The sequence below is a fragment of the Amycolatopsis sp. NPDC005003 genome (assembly GCF_053600695.1).
Genome location: NZ_JBSGAI010000006.1, coordinates 75,758 through 91,116 on the forward strand (window position 1 = coordinate 75,758; position 15,359 = coordinate 91,116).

The following is a 15,359-nucleotide window of genomic DNA, read 5'->3' on the forward strand; positions in this document are numbered from 1 at the left end:
CTCCCGCCTACCAGGTCTGCTCGCCGGCCCGGACCAGCATTTCGTTGACGGCCACGCGCCGGTCCCGCGTGACGATGTAGCCGATCGCGTCCGCGATGTCCTCCGCCCGCAACGCTTCGATCCCGCCGACCTGCCGGCGGGCCGCGTCCCGGACGGCGTCGCCGAGGTGGTCCACCAGTTCCGTGTCCACGGTGCCGGGCTCCACCACGCTGACCCGCACGCTCTCGCCGAGCAGTTCCTGGCGGAGCGATTCGGTGAACCCGGTGAGGCCGAACTTGGTCAGGGTGTAGCCGCTGCTGCCCGGCCGCGCGACCCGCCCGGCCGTCGAGCCGACGTTCACCAGATCCGCCACCCGCCGCGGCGACGTCGATGCCGCGTCGATCAGGTACGGAACCGCGGCGTGCGTGACGTGCAGCAGCGCCGCGACGTTGAGGGAGACCATCCGGTCCCAATCCTCGACGGTGGTCTGCAGCGCCGAGCCGAGCAGCATGATCCCGGCGTTGTTGACCAGGACGTCGAGCCGCCCGAACCGCTCCAGCGTGGCCTGCACCGCCTCGTAGGCGCGTTCGGGCTCGGTGATGTCGGCCGTGACGGCGACCGCGTGGCCGCCGAGCCCGGCGATGTCGGTCACGACCTGGTCGAGGCGGTCGCGGCGACGCGCCACCAGCGCGACCACCGCGCCCTCGCGGGCGAGGTGGCGTGCCGTCGCGGCGCCGATCCCGCTGCTGGCGCCGGTGACCAGCGCGACGGCTCCCGCCAGCGACTTCTCGGACATGAGCCTCTCCTCCTTTCGTGTCGGGGACGGCGCTCGAGCAGGCCGGCCGGAAGGGTCCCGCGGTCAGGTGGGCAGTTCCGCTCCGGACTGTTCACGCACCATGTGCTCCGCGTACCAGTCCGGCCAGTCCGGGTCCGCCGCGCCGGTGCGTGCCTCGTGCTCGCCGTGCGCCGCGGCGGCCCGGCGCAGCGCGCCCGCGAGGTCCGCGGCCGAGGCGAACGTGGTGACCGCCGGATCGACCCGCCCCGGGAGCCGGGTGGTGATCTCCTGCAGGACCCAGCCATTGCCGTCCGGATCGTCGAACGACAGGAAAGAGCCGTAGCTGGCGCGCCGCGGATCCGGGCCGGGCACCCGGGCGTCGGTCCCGGCGTGGTGGAAGACGCCGCCGGCGTCGTGGAACACCTCGCTCGGATCGGCGCCGAGCCGCTTCAGCTCGTCGCGCGCGGCTTCGACGTCGTCGACGACCAGGTGCAGGCCCTGGGCCGTGCCCGGCGCCTGGGCCGTGACCGAGGTGCCGAAGATGACCGACGCCGGCGACCCGGGCGGGGTCACCTGCACCACGCGGAAGTTCTCGTCGGTGGCGACGTCGGCGTCGAGCCGCCACCCCAGCGCCGTGTAGAAGGCCTTCGCGCGGTCGACGTCGGCGACCGGGACCACGACGACCTCGAGCTTCATGTCCATGACGGCGCCTCCTGCGCTCGTGGGGAATCCGACGTGCCGAGTTTCGTCCGGCCCGCCGCCGGCTCGCGCCCGTGACTCTCACTGGTCCCGCCGGCCAGTGGGAGTCACGGGCGCGAGCGGCCACCGGCCGGCCGCACCCTGGACGGGCCGACCGACGAGGAGGCTGGAGATGGAGTACCTGGTCACCATGACCACCCGGGTGCCGGACGGAACACCGGCGCACGAGGTGGCCGACATCCGGGCACGGGAGGCCGCGCACACCCGCGACCTCGCCGCCCAGGGGCGGGTGCTGCGGCTGTGGCGTCCCCCGCTGGAGCCGGGCGAATGGCGCACGATCGGGCTGTTCGCCGCCGACGACGCCGGCGACCTCGAACGGGTGCTCGCCTCGATGCCGTTGCGCGTCTGGCGGACCGACGAGGTCACCGCGCTGGGCGCGCACCCCAACGATCCCGGTCCCGGCAAGGTGCCGTTCGCGGCGGGCGACGAGGAGTACCTGGTCACGCTGGTCGTCGGCGTTCCGGCCGGGACGAGCCAGGAGGCCGTCGACGAGAGGTTCGCCCGCGAGGCCGGCCGTGCTCATGAGCTGGCCGCCGACGGGTACCTGGTCCGCCTGTGGAAGCTGCCCGGCGAGGGCCGCAACCTCGGGCTCTGGCAGGCCACCGGGGCCACGCGGCTGCGGGAGATCCTGCGGTCCCTCCCGCTGGGCGACTGGCTCGACGTCGAAACGATGCCGCTGACAGCGCACCCCAGTGACCCGGTGACCGCGGGAGCGACGCCATGACCGCCGAGCCGGCCACGGGCACGACCGGACCGGCGCTGGTGGCGCTGCGCAGCCCGGCCGGGGCCGCACTCGTCGCCGCGACCGTGCTCGCTTCCCTGGTCGGTTTCCTGGACGCGTACATGATCAACGTGGCCGTGCCGGCGATCGGGCGCGACCTGCACGCGAGCATCAGCGAACTGCAGTGGGTGCTGACCGGCTACCTGGTCACCGTCGCCTCGCTGCTGCTGGTCGCCGGCGCGCTCGCCGACCACTTCGGACGGCGCCGCATCCTGGTGATCGGGCTGCTGGTGATGCTCGTCGCCTCGCTGTGCTGTGCGGTCGCGCCGACGCCGGCCACGCTGATCGCGGCCCGGCTGGTGCAGGGCGTGGGCGGCGCGCTGGTCGTGCCCAGCAGCCTCGCTCTGCTGAACGGCACGTTGCGGGCGCCCGACCGGGCGCGGGGCATCGGCATCTGGGCCGGGATCGCCACTCTCGGCACCACGGTCGGCCCGTACGGCGGCGGGTGGCTGATCGACCACGCCTCGTGGCGCTGGGTCTTCCTGCTCAACCTGCCGCTCGTCGCCGCCGCCGGGTGGGTGCTGCGCCACGTCCCGCCGGGCACCGGCGACCGGCGGCCGCTGTCGGTGGACGCCGTCGGTGCCTTGCTCGCCGTGGTGGGCCTGGGCGGCGTCATCTACGCCCTCACCGCGGGCCCGGGATCGGGGTGGACGACCTGGCCGGTCCTGTGCTCCGGTGTGCTCGGGCTGGCCTGCTTGGTGGTGCTGGTCCCGGTCGAGCGGCACACGCGCCGGCCGATGCTGCGGACGGCCCTGTTCCGGTCACGGCCGTTCGACGCGATCAACGCCGCGACGCTGCTGTTCTACGGCGCCCTGGCCGCCGCCAGCTACCTGGTCGTCCTGCAGTGCCAGCTGCGGCTCGGGTACAGCGCCACCGCGGCCGGCGCCGCGCTCATTCCCGAGTCGGCGGTGTTCCTGGTCGTGTCCCCGTTCGTCGGCGGCCTGGTCGCCCGGGTCGGGACGCGGTGGCCGATGGCGGCCGGCATCCTGGTGGTGGCCTGCGGGTTCGGCTGGTTGTCGGCGGCCCAGCCGGGCGAGACGTACTTCGAGGCGATCCTGCCCGGCGCGATCCTCTGGGGCCTCGGGATCGGGCTGACCGTCGCCCCGCTCACCGCGGGGGTGCTCGCCGCCGTCGACGACCCCGACCTCGGCGAGGCGTCGGCCGTCAACGACGCCGCGTCCCGGGTCGGCGGCGTCATCCTGATCGCGCTCGTCCCCGCGCTGCTCGGCGCCGGCGGCGCGACCGACCTGGCCGGGCCCGTGGCCGCGCGCTACCGGTCCGCGATGCTCGTCATGGCCGGCGTGAGCGTGGTCGCCGCGGTCCTCGCGGCGGTGTTCGTCCCCAGCCGTCGTACCGCCGGGCCGGGCGCTGTGTCCGGTCCGCGCCTTCACTCCTGTGCCGTGCCGGAACCGGCGACGGCCCCCTGAGGAGGACACAATGGACAGTTTGTCGGGAAGCACCGTCGTCGTCATCGGGGGAACCTCCGGCATCGGCCTGGAGACCGCCCGCCAGGCACACGCGGCCGAGGCGAAGCTCGTCCTCACCGGCCGGAACCAGGAGCGGCTCGGTGCCGCGAGCGACGAGCTCGGCGCGTCGACCGCGACGCTGGACCTGGGCGACGCCGCGGCGCTGCGGAGGTTCTTCGCCGAGCTGCCGGTGCCGGTCGACCACGTCCTGGTCTCCGGAGGCGGCCCGTTCTACTCGCCGATCGCCGAGCTGGACTTCGACCGGGCGCTGGGGGTGCTCGACGAGCACCTGCTCGGGTCCCTGCGCGTTGCCCGGGAATGCGCGATCCGGGTCCGTCCCGGCGGATCGCTGACCTTCATCACCGGCACCCATGCCCGGCGTCCCGGCGTCGGGCTGAGCCTGGCGGCCATCGCGGCCGCCGCGTTGCCCGCCATCGCGGCGAACGCCGCGCTCGAACTCGCTCCGGTCCGGGTCAACGCGATCGCCGCCGGGTTCGTCGACACCCCGCTGTCGGCCAGCCTGCTCGGCGACGAGCTCGACCATCGCCGGGACCAGCTTCGGGCGACGCTGCCGATCCGCCGCGTCGTCGGACCGGCGGACGTGGCGGCCCTTGCCCTGCAGCTGATGACCAACACGGCACTCGCCGGCGCGACCTACGACGTCGACGGCGGCCAGCACCTCATCGCGTGAGGGCGGACTATTCCTCCACGAGTCCCGTGTCCAGCTCCGGCAGGCTGGTACGAAGCTGCCGGCGGGAGCTGATGCCGAGGACTCCGAACACCTTGCGCAGATGCCACTCGACGGTACGCGGGCTGAGGAAGAGCCGGGCACCGATCTCCGGGTTGGAGAGCCCGTCGCGCGCCATCCGGGCGATCTGCAGTTCCTGCGCCGTCAGCTGGGTGCGGGTGTCGTCGGTCCGTTTGCGCGCGGTCTCGCCGGTCGCCGCCAGCTCGGCGCGGGCGCGTTCCGCGAACGCCTCCATCCCGATCGCGGCGAACTGCTCATGAGCGTCGTGCAGGTGCCGACGCGCATCGAGCTGCCGGCCCTCGCGGCGCAGCCACTCACCGTAGAGCAGGTGTGCGCGGGCCAGCTCGGGTCGCAGCAGGCTTCGGCCGAGCCGTGCGATGGCGTCCCGGTACAGGCCGTCGGCCCGCTCGCCGGTCGCCATCAGTGCCCGTGACCGGGCGGCGATGCCCTGTGCCGCGTCGTTGGGCAGGTGGGCCGTGGCGTCGAGCACGTGGTGGAGGGCGTCCTCCGCGACTGCCGTCCGGCCGGTTCGGGTCGCGGCTTCGAGCAGCTCCACCGCGGCCCAGGCCGACAGATACATCCGGGGGTGGTAGTCGACGGCCGAGCGCGCGGCGACCAGCGCTTCTTCGTACTGGCCGAGCCCGTTGCACAGAACGGCCCGGGAGAAGTCGCAGCGCTCGGTCACCGTTCCCTGCCCGGCCGCCGCGGCCTCGGTCAGGACGGCCTCGATCACCGCCCGAGCCTCGGCCTCCCGGCCGCGGGAGGCGGCGAGCCTCATCGACACGTACGACCCGGTGATGGGTTTGGCGCCGTCCGCGGCCGCATCGATTTCCGCGATCGCTTGCGCGACGTCGGCGAAGTCACCGCACCGCACTCCGGCTTGCGCGAAGACACCGAGCTCGACCTGAAGCCGGGCGAGTGCCCCGCTGTCGCGCGAGATCTTCAGCGTGCGCGCGCGAAGGGTGTGGACACTCTCGTCGTCCCAGATCGTCCACGCCGCCAATGCCGCCAACCAGTTCCATCGGATGATCTGTTCGTGCGGGCACGCCTCGTCGGTGAAGGCGGCCACCGCCTGCTGAAGCTGTGGCGCGGCGGCTCGCGGCCCGTCGATCGTCAGTGTGGCGAGGCTGTCCAGCAGCAGATCCACCGGCCGGGCGGCCTCGTCCGGGTAAGGGGCGGCTCGGGCCGCCCGGGACACAGCGAGGCGGTCGTCACCGGCGGAGCCGTGGCCGGCGACGAACGCGGCGGACCACGCGTCGAGGTACGTCTCCCGGGCGAGACCGGCGTCGACCGGTTCGAGTCGTTGCGCCGCCTTGAGCAGCGACGCGGCGGCGTCGCCGGTCATCGTGGTGAACATGGCGAGCTGTCCGTGGAGGATGTCCACCTGCGCGTGCTGGTACTCGTCCAGCGTCCCGATCTCGGCGACCGACAGGATGCGTCGCGCCGCGTCGAACCTGCCCGCGTCCAAACTCGCCCGAGCCGCGACCAATGCGCGTTCGGTGCGCCGCGCCGGGTCGCCGCCGAGCCCCACCGCCCGCTGAAGCAGCGCCGCCACCGCGGCGAGACCGCCGCGTGCCCGGGCGCGTTCCGCGGCCTGTTCGAGCTCGGTGGCGACCTGTTCGTCCGGTCCCGAGGCTGCGCCGGCACGGTGCCAAGCCCGGCGATCCGGATCGGTGGTGGCGTCCGTGACGCCGGCCAGGACGCCATGCACGCGGCGCCGGTCCTCCGGCGCGGCGGACCGGTAGACGGCCGAGCGGGCGAGCGGGTGCGTGAACTGCACCCGGCCGTCGAGCCTGATCAGACCGGCGTCGGCCGCCGGGGCGAGCGCCGCGATGTCGACGGCGAGCGCAGCGGCCGCGCGGTGCAACAGCCCGGTGTCGCCGACGGATTCCGCCGCCGCGGTGAGGACGAGCAGCCGGGTGTCGGCGGGCAGTGCGGAGGCCCGCCGGGCATAGCTCTCCTCGATCTTGTCGTTGATCGGCTGGCTGTCCGGCAACCCGAAGCCACCCGCGAGATCGCCGTCCTTCCAGGCACGGGGAAGCTCGATGAGCGCGAGCGGATTGCCTCGACTCTCCGCGATGATCCGGTGGGACAGGTCGATGTCCACCGGGCCCCGGATGGTGCTCAGCAGCAGCGCTCGCGAATCACGGTCATCCAGCCCGCCGACCGGCAACTCCGGCAACCCGGTCAGGACCTGATCGCCGGTTCCCCGGCGCGCGACGCACACGATCGCGATCCGCTCGGCCAAGAGCCGCCGGGCGACGAACGCGAGGATCTGCGCCGAGGCCTGGTCCAGCCACTGGGCGTCGTCGACGATGCAGATCAGCGGCCGGTCCTCGGCCACCTCGGCGAACAGCGTCAACGTGGCCAGCCCGACCAGGAACCGGTCCGGTGGCGGGCCGGCGCTGAGTCCGAACACGGTCGCCAGCGCGTCGCGCTGCGGCGCGGGCAGGCGCTCGATGTGGTCGAGCATCGGCGCACAGAGTTGGTAGAGGCCGCTGTAGGCGAGCTCCATCAATGACTCGACCCCGACCGCCGACGCGATGTGCCAGCCGTCGACCTTGCCGGACAGGTACCCCAGCAGCGCGCTCTTGCCCACACCCGCGTCGCCGCGCAGGACCAGCACCTGGCTCGTGCCGCCCAGCGCAGTGGTCACCAGGCGGTCGAGGGCCTGACATTCGCGCGTGCGACCGAGGAGTTCCGGCGCGGCACTTCCGACCTTGCGGGACATGGTGTCCTAACAGGTGTCCGATGCGGCATTTGACTGGCCTCGCTGAGCCGCTCACCTGCTGCGAGCGGCTTCGAGTGATGGTAGCGACGTTCGACCCGGCTCGTGCTTGTTGGACAGGGCGACGGCACCGAGCGAGACTGGTGCCGTACGACGTCACGTCGGTCCTGGTCAGCGGCCTGGGAGACAGTCATGGGGCAGAGGCGGTTCGCGTGACCGGGCCCGGCCTGGTGGATCGAGTGGCGGAACGCGCCGCTTTGGACGAGATGATCGCCGCCGTCCACGCCGGGGAAAGCCGCGTGCTCGTGCTCCGCGGGGCGCCCGGGATCGGTAAATCCGCGCTTCTGCACTACGCGGAGAGCGCCGCGAGCGGGTTTCGCAAGCTACGCACCGTCGGCATCGAGTCCGACATGGAGCTGGACTTCGCCGCCCTGCACCAGTTCTGCCTGCCGCTGCTGGCCCGGCTGAAGGACCTGCCGGCACCCCGGCGTGCCGCACTCGAGACGGTGTTCCGCTTGCGCGACGGTGCCCGGCCGGACCCGTTCCTGGTCGGCCTGGCGATCCTCGACCTCCTGTCCGGCGCCTCCGAGGATCAGCCGCTGCTCTGCGTCATCGACGACGCGCAATGGCTCGATCGGTCCTCGGCCCAGGTCCTGGGCTTCGTCTCCCGCCGGCTGCTGGCCGAGTCGATCGCCCTGGTGATCGCGTCCAGGGTGCCCGGCCCCGAGCTGACCGGCCTCCCGATGATGGAGATCACCGGGCTGCGCCACACCGACGCGCGCACACTGCTCGACTCGGTCGCCGCCGCGCCCCTGGACCGCGGCATCCGCGATCGCATCGTCGCGGAGACGCACGGCAACCCGCTCGCCCTCATCGAGCTGCCGCGCGGCCTGACCGCAAGCCAGATGGCCGGCGGCCTCGGCCTGCTGAGCGCCGACACGCTGCCCGGCCGGATCGAGGAGAGCTTCCTCAACCGGATCGGCTCACTTCCGCAGCGGACACGGCTGCTGCTCCTGGTCGCCGCCGTGGAACCGGTCGGCGACCCCGACCTGGTCCGGCACGCCGCGGAGCGGCTCGGCGTGCCCTCCGCGATGAGCGGCATCGACGGCCTGCTGACCATCGACGACCGGGTGACCTTCCGCCATCCGCTGGTGCGATCGGCGATCTATCGCGCGGCGTCGCCCGCCGACCGGCGAGCCGCACACCTGGCCCTGGCCGAGGTCACGGATCCGCGGTCCGCCCCCGACCGGCGTGCCTGGCACCTCGCCTCGGCGGCCGCTGGGCCCGACGAGGCCGTCGCCGCGGAACTGGAACGGTCCGCCGCCCGGGCGCAGGCACGCGGCGGAATGGCCGCGGCGGCCGCGTTCCTGCACCGGTCCGTCGTCCTGACCGCCGACCCGGCCCGGCGCACCGACCGCATGCTCTCGGCGGCCGAGGCGAGTTTCCAGGCCGGCGACGTGGAGGACGCCGGCCGGCTCCTGAGCGCCGTCGGCGTCTACCCGCTCGACGCCTTGCAGCGGGGACAGGCGGCGGTGCTGCGCGGTCAGGTTGCCTTCGCCACCCTCGACGGCGCCAACGCCACCGCACGGACGATCGAGGCCGCGCGGCAGCTGGAGCCGGTGGCACCGCAAGCCGCACGCGAGACCTACCTGACCGCGTGGGGCATCGCTGTCACCTTCACCGATCCGGCCTCGTTGCTCGAGGTGTCGCAGGCCGTCCGGCTCCTCCCGCCGCCGGCCGACCCCGGCCCGCTGGACCTGCTGCTCGACGGCTACGCCCAACTGGTCACCGACGGCACGGCAGCCGCCGCGGACACCCTGCGGCGGGCGGCGGCGGCGCTCGTGAACCTGCCCGCGGAGCAGGTGTTGCGGTGGGGCTGGGTGGCGACCGGGGGCATCGCCGCCGTCTGGGACGACGAAGGGATGCGCGAACTCTGCGACCGGTGGCTACGCGTGGCGCGCGACGCCCACGCGCTGCGCGAACTGCCCTTCCTGCTCACCACGTCCAGCTTCGCCAGCTCCTGGACCGGTGACTTCGAGGCGACCGCCGCCTCCATCGCCGAGGCCGATGCCGTCGCCGCCGCGACGGGCAACCCACTGCCACCGTACGGCGAACTGCGGCTGCTCTCGCTGCGCGGCCGGGAGCCGGAGGCCGCCGAGCTGATCGCAGCCACGATTCGCGCCTCGACCGCTGCGGGCCTCGGCATGGGCAACACGGCCGCGCGGTGGGCGGCCGCCGTGCTCTACAACGGACTCGGGCGCTATCCCGAGGCGATGCGTGCGGCACTGGCCACCACCTACGTCTCCGAGCCGGGGATCTCCACCTGGCTGCTGCCCGAGCTGGTGGAGGCGGCCGGCCGCGCCGGCGAGCCGGAGGTCGCCCGGGAGGCGCTCGACCGGCTGACCGAGACGACGCGCTCGTTCGACACCGACTTCGCCCGCGGCGTCGAGGCCCGGACCCAGGCACTGGTCACCGACGGACCGGAGGCCGAGGACCTCTACCGCGAGGCCGTCGAGCGACTCGACCGCACCCGCCTGCAGCCGGAGGCGGCGCGGGCCCATCTGGTGTACGGCGAGTGGCTGCGCCGCCGCAGACAGCGCGTCCGGGCCCGCGAGCAGCTGCGGACCGCGTACGAAATGCTGGTCGCCATCGGGATGGAAGCGTTCGCCGAACGCGCCCGCCGCGAGCTTCTGGCCACCGGGGAAACCGTGCGCAAACGCACGGCCGCCCGGGCGCCGGAGGTCGAGCTCACCGCCCAGGAGCGGCAGATCGCGTTGCTGGTCCGCGACGGCTACTCCAACCGTGAGGTCGGCGAGCGGCTCTACCTCTCCCCGCGCACCGTCGAATGGCACCTCCGCAGGATCTTCGCGAAGCTGGGCATCGACTCCCGCCGGAAACTCCGGGACGTCCTGCCGGCCTGAGCCCGTGGGTCGAGCTCATCTGCGATCCAGCGTCCGGTCATCGAAGCGGGCGGAAGGCGGCACGAAGCTCCTGGGTGAACAGTCCGGGTTCCTCCCAAGCCGCGAAGTGTCCGCCCCGCGTGGGCCGGTGGTAGTAGCCGAGGGTCGGGTAGACGGCCTCGGCCCAGCTACGGGGAGCCTGGAAGATCTCGCCGGGGAAGGCGCTGAACGCGACCGGCACGCTCACCGCCGGGGAGTTCTGGCCGGCGGTGAGCGCTCTCTCCCAGTACAGCCGGGCGGCCGACTCGCCGGTCCCGGTCAGCCAGTAGACCGACACGTTGTCGAGGACGTGCTCCCGGGTCAGGCCGCCCGACGGCGGTCCGCCGAGGAAGGCGCGGGAGATCTTGCGATAGCTGTCCGTGTCGTGATCGAGCATCCAGGCCGCCAGGGCGACGGGCGAATCGAGAAGTGCGTAGCCGATTGTCTGCGGCCGCGTCGACTGCTCGACGATGTACCCCCGGCCGCTCGTCGAGAAGATCTGGAGTGCGGTGGCCGCGGCCTTCTCCTCATCGGTGTTCTTCGGCAGGTCGGCGGTGCTGCCCAAGGCCGGCGTCAGCAGGTTCACGTGGATGCCGAGCAATCCGGCCGGAGCCAGGCGGCCGATGCCATCGGTCACGGCGGCGCCGACATCTCCGCCCTGAGCGACCCAGCGGGGGTAGCCGAGGCGGTGCATGAGCTCCGCCCAGGCTCGCGCCGTCCGGTTGTGGTCCCAGCCGATTTCGTCCGGTTTGCCGGAGAAGCCGTAGCCGGGGATCGACGGGAGGACGAGGTGGAAGGCGTCCGCCGCCGTGCCGCCGTGCGCGGTCGGATCCGTCAGCGGACCGACGGTCTCGAGCAGCTCGACGATCGAGCCCGGCCAGCCGTGGGTCATGATGAGCGGCAGTGCGCCGCGGTGCCGGGAGCGTACGTGGACGAAGTGGATGTCGACGCCGTCGATCTGCGTCTTGAACTGGGGCAGCGCGTTGAGCTTCGCCTCGAACCGCCGCCAGTCGTAGCCGGTCGTCCAGAACCGGGCGAGCGCCTGAGCGGTCGCCAGCTGCACGCCTTGCGAGCGGTCGGAGACGAGCTCGCGGGTCGGCCAGCGGGTTGCTTCGATGCGGCGGTGCAACTCCGCCAGCTGTTCGCGCCGGACCGCGACCCGGAACGGGCGGACCCCGTTCGGGTCGGTGGGCGGCGCGGCGCCGGCCGGCGTCTGCCCGAGCACAGTGGACGCGGCGACGGTGAGGCCGGCCGCGACGCCTGCCTGGAGCACTTGCCGTCGAGTGGGTCTGGACGTGGACGGAGTCATGGTCTCTCCACTTCTGGATTCGTCGGAGTTAGGGCGTTTGCCGTGTCCTAGCGCAGTGGCCGGAACGCGGCCCGCACCTGGTCCGCGAACAGCTCGGGCTCCTCCCAGGCGGCGAAATGGCCGCCGCGGGCCGCGACCCCGAAGTAGCTGAGCGTCGGATAGGCCTTCTCGGCCCAGCTGCGTGGCGTCCGCCAGATCTCCCCGGGGAAGGTGCTGAAACCGACCGGAACGCGGGGATCCGGCAGCGGCGGGCGGCCCGCGGCCGGTGCGTCCGGCCCGTACGCCTCCCAGTACGACCGGGCCGTGGACGCCCCGGTGCCGGTCAGCCAGTAGGTCGTGATGTCGTCGAGGAGGTGATCCCGCGTGAGACCCCCCGACGGCTTGCCGTCGACGAACGCGCCGGCGATCTTGTAGTAGGCGTCCGTGTCGTGGTCGATCATCCACCCGGCGAGCGCGACCGGCGAATCCAGCAACGCGTAGCCGATCGTCTCCGGCCGGGTGGCCATCTCCACGAAGTAGCCGTTCCCGGTGGTCTGGAAAACCTTGATCGCGGCGAGCGCCGCGCGTTCCTCCTCGGTGTCGTCCGGCAGCGACGACGGGTCGTTGAGCGCGGGCACCAGCAGATTCGTGTGGATGCCGGCCAGACCCGCCGGGCCCAGCCGGCCCATCGCGTCGGTTACCCCGGCGCCGACGTCGCCACCCTGGGCCACATACCGGCCATAGCCGAGCCGGCTCATCAGCTCCGCCCACGCCCGGGCCGTGCGCACGAGATCCCACCCGACCTCGGCGGGCTCGCTCGAGAAGCCGTAGCCGGGCAGCGACGGCAGCACGAGGTGGAATGCGTCCGCCGCGGTGCCACCGTGCGCGGTCGGATCGGTCAGCGGGCCGATCGAGTCGATCAGCTCGATGACCGAGCCGGGCCAGCCGTGCGTCATGATCAGCGGCAGCGCATCCGCGTGCTTCGATTTCACGTGGACGAAATGGACGCTCACCCCGTCGATTTCGGTGGTGAACTGCGGCAGCGCGTTCAGCCGGGACTGCACCCGGCCGAGGTCGTACCCGTTCGCCCAGTACTGGGCCAGCGCCCGGAGCGTCGCCAGCTGCACCCCCTGGGAGCGATCGCCCACGAGCTCCCGGCTCGGCCAGCGCGTCGCCGCCAGCCGGTGGCGCAGGTCGTCGAGCGCCCCTTTGCGGAAGGACACGGTGAACGGTCGGATCGCGTGGCTCGTTTGCTGCTCGAGCGTGGTCATCTCATGCACGGCCTTTCCCTCGGATTCCGGCACGAACAAATCCAGGTACGGGAGGCGGTATGCCCCTCGCTCTCCGGATGTGCACCAGCATGGCAACCCGTTCGTGCGATTCGCGCCCGTGAAAGACCCCGGTCGACACACTGGGTCAGGCCCCCGGGGACCGCCCGGGTTTAGTGAGTCGGCCCGGGGAACTCTGGCGGGATTCGGTGTTGTGTGCTGAGGCAGCGCCAAACTCCAGTACTGACCCAGACGTATGGGCAGGGCCATCTCAAGGAAATCCCGCCCATTCGCTTTCGCGCGCACAGACCAGCCAGTAGCCGACTGCTCGGGACACCGACGTGGCGGCTCACGACGCTGTTTGTATCAACCGGCCGCTTCGCGCATCCGAATCACCGTCAGCCGTCACAGGGGAGCCGCCATGACCACGCCCGGAAGCCGCCAGGCCCAGCAGAACTACCAGCAGCAGGTTCAGCACGACCGCTCCACCTTCGCCCGCAACTCCGCCTACCACGCCCAGCGCCGTCGGCGGGGCCCGGTCGGGGTGGTCCGGGGGCTGCTCGTGCTCGTCTTCCCGCTGGTGATCATCGCCATCGCGGCGGGGATCTTCCTGATGGTCCTCAGCGCCGCCGAGCCGCACCTGCTCGACCAGGTCAGCACCTGGTTCGAGCGGCGCCACTGAGCCGGGGGAGGACGATGTGAGCGGGACCTATCGGATGGCCGCGGGGCAGGGTGAGCGACGTTCGTCCGGGTACACGACGACCGCCGGCTGGGCGAGCCAGCTCGCCCCGCGGCTGTTCGCGCCGCCGGCCCGGTGGGGCTGGCAGGCCGCGTCGCCCGTGCCGGCGCAGACCGCGGAGCTGCCCGCGCCGCCCGCCCGGCCGGTCTGGACGGAGCCGGCCCGGCCGGACACCAGCGGGCTGGTCGCGGCCCGGTCGAAAGCCGTCACCAGGGTGATCTGGAGGCTGGCGCTGCTGGTGGTCGCCGCGTTCGCGTTCACCGCCTACCAGCTGGTGATCGAACGCCAGGTCAGCCGGTACGGCAGCTCGGCGCACCAGGTGTACATCGTGGTGCTGCTGGTGATCGCCGGGCTGCTGGCGCTGAGCGTGATCCGCGCGGTGGCCGGCGTTCAGTTCGCCAGCCGCAACATCCGCAACTTCGAGCGGCCCTACCGCCAGTTGTGCGGCTCCGAGCAGGCCCGCTACCGGCAGGCCGTGGCGGCGTGGGAGCAGATCGTGCGGCAGCACGCCGCGGCCGCCGCCGCGGCCGCCCGGGCGGCCGCGGCCGCCGCGAACGGCCCGCAGTGGTATCCCGTGCTGCCGGCGTCCGAACCGACCCGGGTCGACGTGTTCGGGGGCGACCCGCACCGGCACGGCTGGGCCAGCCTGCTGGTGACCTTCGGTTCGTCGCTGCTGGCCGCGGGCCGGCGGATCACCGTGCTGGACTTCACCGGCCAGGAGGTCGGCGAGTCGCTGGCCGGGGTGGCTCGCGCCGCCGGCATGAGCGTCGGATCGGTGCAGCTGACCGGCGCCGACACGGCCGGGCTGAACCTGTTCGCCGGGCTGTCCGCGCGGGACATCGCCGAGTGCGTCGGCTACGCGGCGACCAGCCGTCCGGACGGCGACCACCGCGAGGAACGCGCGCTGGCCGTCGACATGCTGCGGATGGTGCTCGACGCCCTGGACGGGCCGGTGACGTTCGCCCGGCTGGCCGCGGGCGTGCGGGTGCTGTGCCAGGGCACCGGCGAGCTTTCCCCGCCGGAGCTGGACAGACTCGCCGCGCACATCGTGGACGTCGACCAGAACGAGTGGGCGGCGCGGCAGTTGCGCCTGCTCGCCCGTCAGCTGGACATGCTGCACGACGTGGTGGCGGCAACTCCGACCGGTCGTCCACTGTGGACAAATGATGCCGTGTCGCTGGTCGCCACGGACGGCGGCCGTCACGACCGCAAGGAACTGGTGGACCGGCTGCTCGTGCAGCTGGCGCAGCGGGCCATGGACGCCCGGGTCTGGCCGGGCGGGCTACTGGTCGTCGCCGGGGCCGACCAGCTCGGCGCCACGACCGTGCGGGTGCTGTCGGAGCACGCCCGGCACGCCGGCGTACGGCTGATCCTGATGATCGACCAGCCGCAGGGCGACCTGGAGAAGTCCGCCGGCACGGGCGGCGTCGTCTGCATCATGAAGATGTACAACCACCGCGACGCCACCATCGCCGCCGAGTTCATCGGCAAGGGCCACAAGTTCGTGGTCAACCAGATCACCCGGCAGGTGGGCAGCACGTTCACCGACGGCGGCGGCGACAGCTTCGCCGCGAACACCGGGCAGAGCGGCCAGAACAAGCAGCGGCGGTCCGGCACCGCCGGCCGGCCCACCGGGTTGTCCGAGTCGCGCGGGCACACCTGGACCGGCACCCGCACCTGGTCGTCCGCCGACAACGTCAGCACCTCCACCGGAACCGGCCGCGTCTACGAGTTCACCGTCGAGCCGGCGCAGCTCCTCGGCATGCCGGAGACCTTGTTCGTCCTGGTGGACAACTCCGGCCACGGCCGGCGGGTGATCACGGCCGACGCCAATCCCGGCATCTGCCTGCGGGACCGGGTCTCCGCGATCCCGGCGCCGTGAGGTGGTC

The 15,359-nt window shown here is 72.8% G+C and carries 11 protein-coding genes; 6 read left to right on the forward strand and 5 right to left on the reverse strand.

Features of this window, described 5'->3' with window-relative positions; genetic code table 11:
* Nucleotides 1–7: 7 nt before the first annotated feature.
* Both ACWED2_RS09250 and ACWED2_RS09255 read right to left on the reverse strand, forming a co-directional pair.
* A complete protein-coding gene (locus ACWED2_RS09250; RefSeq protein ID WP_449689941.1) occupies nucleotides 8–775 on the reverse strand; it encodes an SDR family oxidoreductase in 768 nt (255 codons plus the stop codon).
* A gap of 63 nt (nucleotides 776–838) precedes the next feature.
* The gene (locus ACWED2_RS09255) at nucleotides 839–1,456 is read right to left on the reverse strand and encodes a VOC family protein (protein WP_449689942.1); all 618 of its coding nucleotides are present in this window, start codon (nucleotides 1,454–1,456) and stop codon (nucleotides 839–841) included.
* 169 nt (nucleotides 1,457–1,625) lie between these two features.
* Between ACWED2_RS09255 and ACWED2_RS09260 the strand changes: the two genes are divergently transcribed.
* Genes ACWED2_RS09260 through ACWED2_RS09270 form a run of 3 tightly spaced genes read left to right on the forward strand, consistent with a single transcriptional unit; the run spans nucleotide 1,626 to nucleotide 4,451 of the window.
* The gene (locus tag ACWED2_RS09260; RefSeq protein WP_449689943.1) at nucleotides 1,626–2,237 is read left to right on the forward strand and encodes a muconolactone Delta-isomerase family protein; all 612 of its coding nucleotides are present in this window, start codon (nucleotides 1,626–1,628) and stop codon (nucleotides 2,235–2,237) included.
* Nucleotides 2,234–3,721, forward strand: a complete 1,488-nt coding sequence (locus ACWED2_RS09265; RefSeq protein WP_449689944.1) for an MFS transporter — start codon at nucleotides 2,234–2,236, stop codon at nucleotides 3,719–3,721. Before ACWED2_RS09260 ends, ACWED2_RS09265 begins: the two co-directional genes overlap by 4 nt.
* A gap of 10 nt (nucleotides 3,722–3,731) precedes the next feature.
* Nucleotides 3,732–4,451 (forward strand): SDR family oxidoreductase, encoded by a 720-nt coding sequence (locus ACWED2_RS09270; RefSeq protein WP_449689945.1) that lies wholly within the window; start codon nucleotides 3,732–3,734, stop codon nucleotides 4,449–4,451.
* A 7-nt stretch (nucleotides 4,452–4,458) separates the two neighbouring features.
* Here ACWED2_RS09270 and ACWED2_RS09275 read toward each other — a convergent pair whose 3' ends face one another.
* Nucleotides 4,459–7,239, reverse strand: a complete 2,781-nt coding sequence (locus ACWED2_RS09275) for an ATP-binding protein (protein ID WP_449689946.1) — start codon at nucleotides 7,237–7,239, stop codon at nucleotides 4,459–4,461.
* Nucleotides 7,240–7,448: 209 nt separating this feature from the next.
* Between ACWED2_RS09275 and ACWED2_RS09280 the strand changes: the two genes are divergently transcribed.
* Entirely contained in the window at nucleotides 7,449–10,157 is a 2,709-nt protein-coding gene (locus ACWED2_RS09280) for an ATP-binding protein (RefSeq protein ID WP_449689947.1), read from the forward strand.
* 37 nt (nucleotides 10,158–10,194) lie between these two features.
* On the opposite strand, the gene ACWED2_RS09285 is transcribed toward ACWED2_RS09280, so the two are convergent.
* Nucleotides 10,195–11,448: an epoxide hydrolase family protein gene (locus ACWED2_RS09285; protein ID WP_449689948.1), complete on the reverse strand. Its 1,254-nt coding sequence runs from the start codon at nucleotides 11,446–11,448 to the stop codon at nucleotides 10,195–10,197.
* Between the two features lie 83 nt (nucleotides 11,449–11,531).
* Entirely contained in the window at nucleotides 11,532–12,734 is a 1,203-nt protein-coding gene (locus ACWED2_RS09290) for an epoxide hydrolase family protein (RefSeq protein WP_449690130.1), read from the reverse strand.
* A gap of 418 nt (nucleotides 12,735–13,152) precedes the next feature.
* Between ACWED2_RS09290 and ACWED2_RS09295 the strand changes: the two genes are divergently transcribed.
* Nucleotides 13,153–13,413, forward strand: coding sequence for a hypothetical protein (locus tag ACWED2_RS09295; protein ID WP_449689949.1), 261 nt, complete (start codon nucleotides 13,153–13,155; stop codon nucleotides 13,411–13,413).
* A gap of 16 nt (nucleotides 13,414–13,429) precedes the next feature.
* Entirely contained in the window at nucleotides 13,430–15,352 is a 1,923-nt protein-coding gene (locus ACWED2_RS09300; RefSeq protein WP_449689950.1) for a hypothetical protein, read from the forward strand.
* The last annotated feature ends 7 nt before the right edge of the window (nucleotides 15,353–15,359 follow it).

Excerpts from the sequence above, each read along its gene's own strand:
- ACWED2_RS09250 (WP_449689941.1), bottom strand. The coding sequence starts at position 775 with ATGTCCGAGAAGTCGCTGGCGGGAGCCGTCGCGCTGGTCACCGGCGCC.
- ACWED2_RS09255 (WP_449689942.1), bottom strand. The coding sequence starts at position 1,456 with ATGGACATGAAGCTCGAGGTCGTCGTGGTCCCGGTCGCCGACGTCGAC.
- ACWED2_RS09260 (WP_449689943.1), top strand. The coding sequence starts at position 1,626 with ATGGAGTACCTGGTCACCATGACCACCCGGGTGCCGGACGGAACACCG.
- ACWED2_RS09265 (WP_449689944.1), top strand. The coding sequence starts at position 2,234 with ATGACCGCCGAGCCGGCCACGGGCACGACCGGACCGGCGCTGGTGGCG.
- ACWED2_RS09270 (WP_449689945.1), top strand. The coding sequence starts at position 3,732 with ATGGACAGTTTGTCGGGAAGCACCGTCGTCGTCATCGGGGGAACCTCC.
- ACWED2_RS09275 (WP_449689946.1), bottom strand. The coding sequence starts at position 7,239 with ATGTCCCGCAAGGTCGGAAGTGCCGCGCCGGAACTCCTCGGTCGCACG.
- ACWED2_RS09290 (WP_449690130.1), bottom strand. The coding sequence starts at position 12,734 with ATGACCACGCTCGAGCAGCAAACGAGCCACGCGATCCGACCGTTCACC.
- ACWED2_RS09295 (WP_449689949.1), top strand. The coding sequence starts at position 13,153 with ATGACCACGCCCGGAAGCCGCCAGGCCCAGCAGAACTACCAGCAGCAG.